This window comes from uncultured Campylobacter sp. (genome assembly GCF_937949835.1).
Taxonomy (GTDB): Bacteria; Campylobacterota; Campylobacteria; order Campylobacterales; family Campylobacteraceae; genus Campylobacter_B.
The window spans coordinates 1-3,193 of the sequence record NZ_CALEDC010000062.1; the positions used below are offsets into that span (position 1 = coordinate 1).

4 protein-coding genes are annotated in these 3,193 nt (G+C 47.7%); all 4 read right to left on the reverse strand.

What is annotated here, in order from left to right; all coding sequences use genetic code 11:
• Positions 1–1,743 (reverse strand): translation initiation factor IF-2 N-terminal domain-containing protein (locus tag Q0256_RS01350; protein WP_297959321.1); only part of this gene is annotated, 1,743 nt, incomplete at its 3' end.
• Positions 1,727–1,954: a hypothetical protein gene (locus Q0256_RS01355; protein WP_297959324.1), complete on the reverse strand. Its 228-nt coding sequence runs from the start codon at positions 1,952–1,954 to the stop codon at positions 1,727–1,729. The genes Q0256_RS01355 and Q0256_RS01350, both read right to left, overlap by 17 nt.
• A 21-nt stretch (positions 1,955–1,975) precedes the next feature.
• Positions 1,976–2,857, reverse strand: a complete 882-nt coding sequence (gene thrB / locus Q0256_RS01360) for a homoserine kinase (protein ID WP_297959326.1) — start codon at positions 2,855–2,857, stop codon at positions 1,976–1,978.
• A gap of 8 nt (positions 2,858–2,865) precedes the next feature.
• Positions 2,866–3,193, reverse strand: a 328-nt coding sequence (locus Q0256_RS01365; protein ID WP_297959328.1) for a glycoprotease, incomplete at its 5' end; no start/stop codon positions are given.

Here is a 3,193-nt window from a genome sequence, read left to right on the forward strand (position 1 = left end):
GATGATGGTCGCCTTAGCCTGCTTGCTAGGATCTGCCTTAAGCTCCAAAAGATCGGCTTGCAAAAGCACGATCTCTAATAAATTTTCGATTCCGTCGCCCGTCTTTGCGGAGATCGGCACGAACTCGTAGCTGCCGCCCCACTCGGTAGGCATGATGTCAAGCTCTGCAAGCCCGGTTTTTACGAGATCGGGATTGGCGTTAGGCTTGTCCATCTTATTTATTGCGATGATGATCGGAACGTTTGCAGCCTTGGCGTGCGCTATAGCCTCCTTGGTCTGAGGCTTGACGCCGTCGTCTGCGGCCACTACGATGATTACGATATCGGTAACCTCGGCTCCGCGCGCGCGCATCGAAGTAAAGGCCTCGTGACCAGGAGTGTCGATGAAGGTGATCTTCCTGCCGTTTTTCTCGACCATATACGCGCCTACGTGCTGCGTGATACCGCCCGCTTCGCCGCTTGCGACGCGAGAGTTTCGGATATAATCGAGCAGGCTCGTTTTGCCGTGATCGACGTGCCCCATGATGGTAATGACAGGCACTCTAGCGATTAAATTTTCTTCGCCTTCGCTGTCCTCGTAAGCCTTGATATAGTCAAACTCCTGCGCCTCATCGATGATATTTACCTCAATGCCGAATTCGCTTGCTAAAATTTCTATCGCATCCTCGTCCAAAAAGTCGTTTTTCGTCGTCATCATTCCAAGCGCAAATAACTTGCCGATGATCTCGCTAGGCTGCTTTTTGATCTTATCGGCAAACTCATAGACGCGGATCTCTTTTGGGATATCTACAGAGCTTACGATTTCGCTACCCTGCTCGCGAGGGGCTTTTTTATGCTTTTTGCGACCGCCGCGACTTATACCGCCTTCGCTGCTAAAAATTTGATTCTGCGAGGCGCGATAAATATTAGGTTGGTTTTTACTTTTGGTGCGGTTTTCGGTCTGAATTGGTTTAACGGTGAAATCGGGCATTACCACGACGTCTTCGTCCTCGATGACGATATCCGCCATCTCGTGATCAGGAATGATGTCAATTTTAAGGGCGTCCTCTTTTTTAGCTGCGGGAGCTTTTTTCTTTTCGATCTTTTTCTTTTTCAAATTTAGTTCAGCGTTTGAGAAGATCGCCTCTAGGCTCGCACTTATCTTTTCGCGCCTAGGCTCGGTTCTATCTTGTGCCGCCGGAGCTTGAACTTCCTTTTTCTTTTTTACGATGACTAGGCCACGACGCTTTTGCAGGCTCTCGCTAGCGATGCTATCGCCGCTGTTTATCTGCACCGGCGCAGGCTTTGAAGCGGTGTTTTGCTTCTCCTCTTTCTCCTGTGGGGCGGAGGAAATTTCTTCTTTTTGATTTTGAGATTTTTCGGTTTTTGCCTCAGGCTCTTGCGCCTGAGTTTTTTCATCGCTAGGCTCTTTGGCGCTCTGCGCGGACTCTTTGGATTCGGAAGCTTTTAAGCTTTCCGCCTTTTTAGGGCTCTCTTTTTTAGCGGTTTTTTTAGTTTCGCTCTGTTTTTTAGCGGGCTTATTCTCGTCTTCTTGCGCTTTTTCGGAGCTTTTCTTTGCGGGCTTTGACTTTTTCCCCGGCAAAATTCCCGTCTGAATATAATCGTAAATAGCGGCAGCTTCTTCCTCGCTTACTTTATTCGACGCGGTTTTTACCTTTTTAAAGCCCATCTCCTGCGCTTTTTCGATTATCTCTTTGCTTGCGTATCCAAGCTCGTCCGCGATATCTTTAATCAGAACACCCATTTAAAACCCTCTCCTTGATATGTCTCAAATCTGCGCTAGACGCAAATTTAGATAGATATTTTGAAATTTTCTCTTTTTGATTTATGCAACCGTCGCAAATATAAAATTGTCTGTTTGAGCTTATATTTTTAAAATTTTGCAAAAAGGCGTGGAGCTCGCGCTTGGCGAAGCGCCCCTTGCAAATAACGCACATCCTAATCGGTTCGCTCATGCGATTATATCTTTATTTTTCTTAGTCAATATTAAAGCCGCCGTTGTCGATATCTAAAATTTCGACGCGGAAGTTTTGAAAATTTTCGCTAAGGCAGGCTTTAAGCTTTGCAGCGTCGGATCTATAGGCTAAATTTAAAAAGCTTGAGCCGCTTCCCGAGAGCGAGCTCATAAGCGCGCCGTTATCATAGGCGATCTCGCGCACCCCAAAAAGCTGCGGGAGCACGCCCATGCGCATCTGCTCGTGCATCTTGTCGATACAAGCGTAGCGCAAGCTGTCGTAGTCGCGTCGCATAAAGCAAGCGGTCAGAAACGCCGCGTGCGAGAGGTTGCTAACGCAATCTTTGATCGAAAAGCTCTTAGGCAGCTTGCCGCGCGATTCGTTCGTAGGCATCGGCGTATCGGGGACGACGACGACCGCTTGCAGATCTTGCGAAATTTCGCATTTTTGCGTGCGAACCATCTTACCGTCCACGACGCTGCTGACAAAGCCGCCGAGCGTTGCGGGCGCGATATTATCAGGGTGATTTTCATATTCCAGCGCCGTGTTTAAAATTTTAGCGCGATCGATCTCAAAACCGCAAATTTTATAAGCGCTTGCGATGGCGCCTACGATCACGGCCGAGCTGCTGCCTAGCCCCCGCGAAAACGGGATGTTGTTATGAAAAGCAAATTTAAAATTTATCTCTTGCCCGCCGCCTAGTTTTCTGTAAATTTCATTGAAAATGTTCAAAAAAGCGTTGCCCTTTTTTAACCACGCTCTGTCGCTGCCCTCACCGCTAAGCGATACGCAAAAAAACTTCTGCTCGGTAATCTCTACTTCGTTAAATAGCCCTAGGCTAAGGCCGAGCGCGTCGAAACCGGGGCCTAAATTTGCGCTCGTCGCAGGAATTCTTATAATCAAGCTTTCTCCTAAACCGCTTCTATGATGTAATTTGGAAGTATATCATCGCTTTTATTTAAAACCGATAAATCCTGCGGCAAAGATAGCGCGGCGGGGGCGCATTTTTTCATCCTGATTTCGCCGCGTTCGTAAACGTAGCTGAAGTTTTTATTCGCCCTGATCGGCCCGAAGCCGCTTAGCTCAAAGCCGCTGATCGCGTACAGCGGCACATCAAGAGCGATGCTAAGCGTGCGCAATATCACATAGCTTACCTTCATGCCCATGAAGCTGCCTGGAGTATTTGCATAGATAAGCTCTTTGATTTTATAAGTTTTCAGAATTTCGCTAAATTTGCGG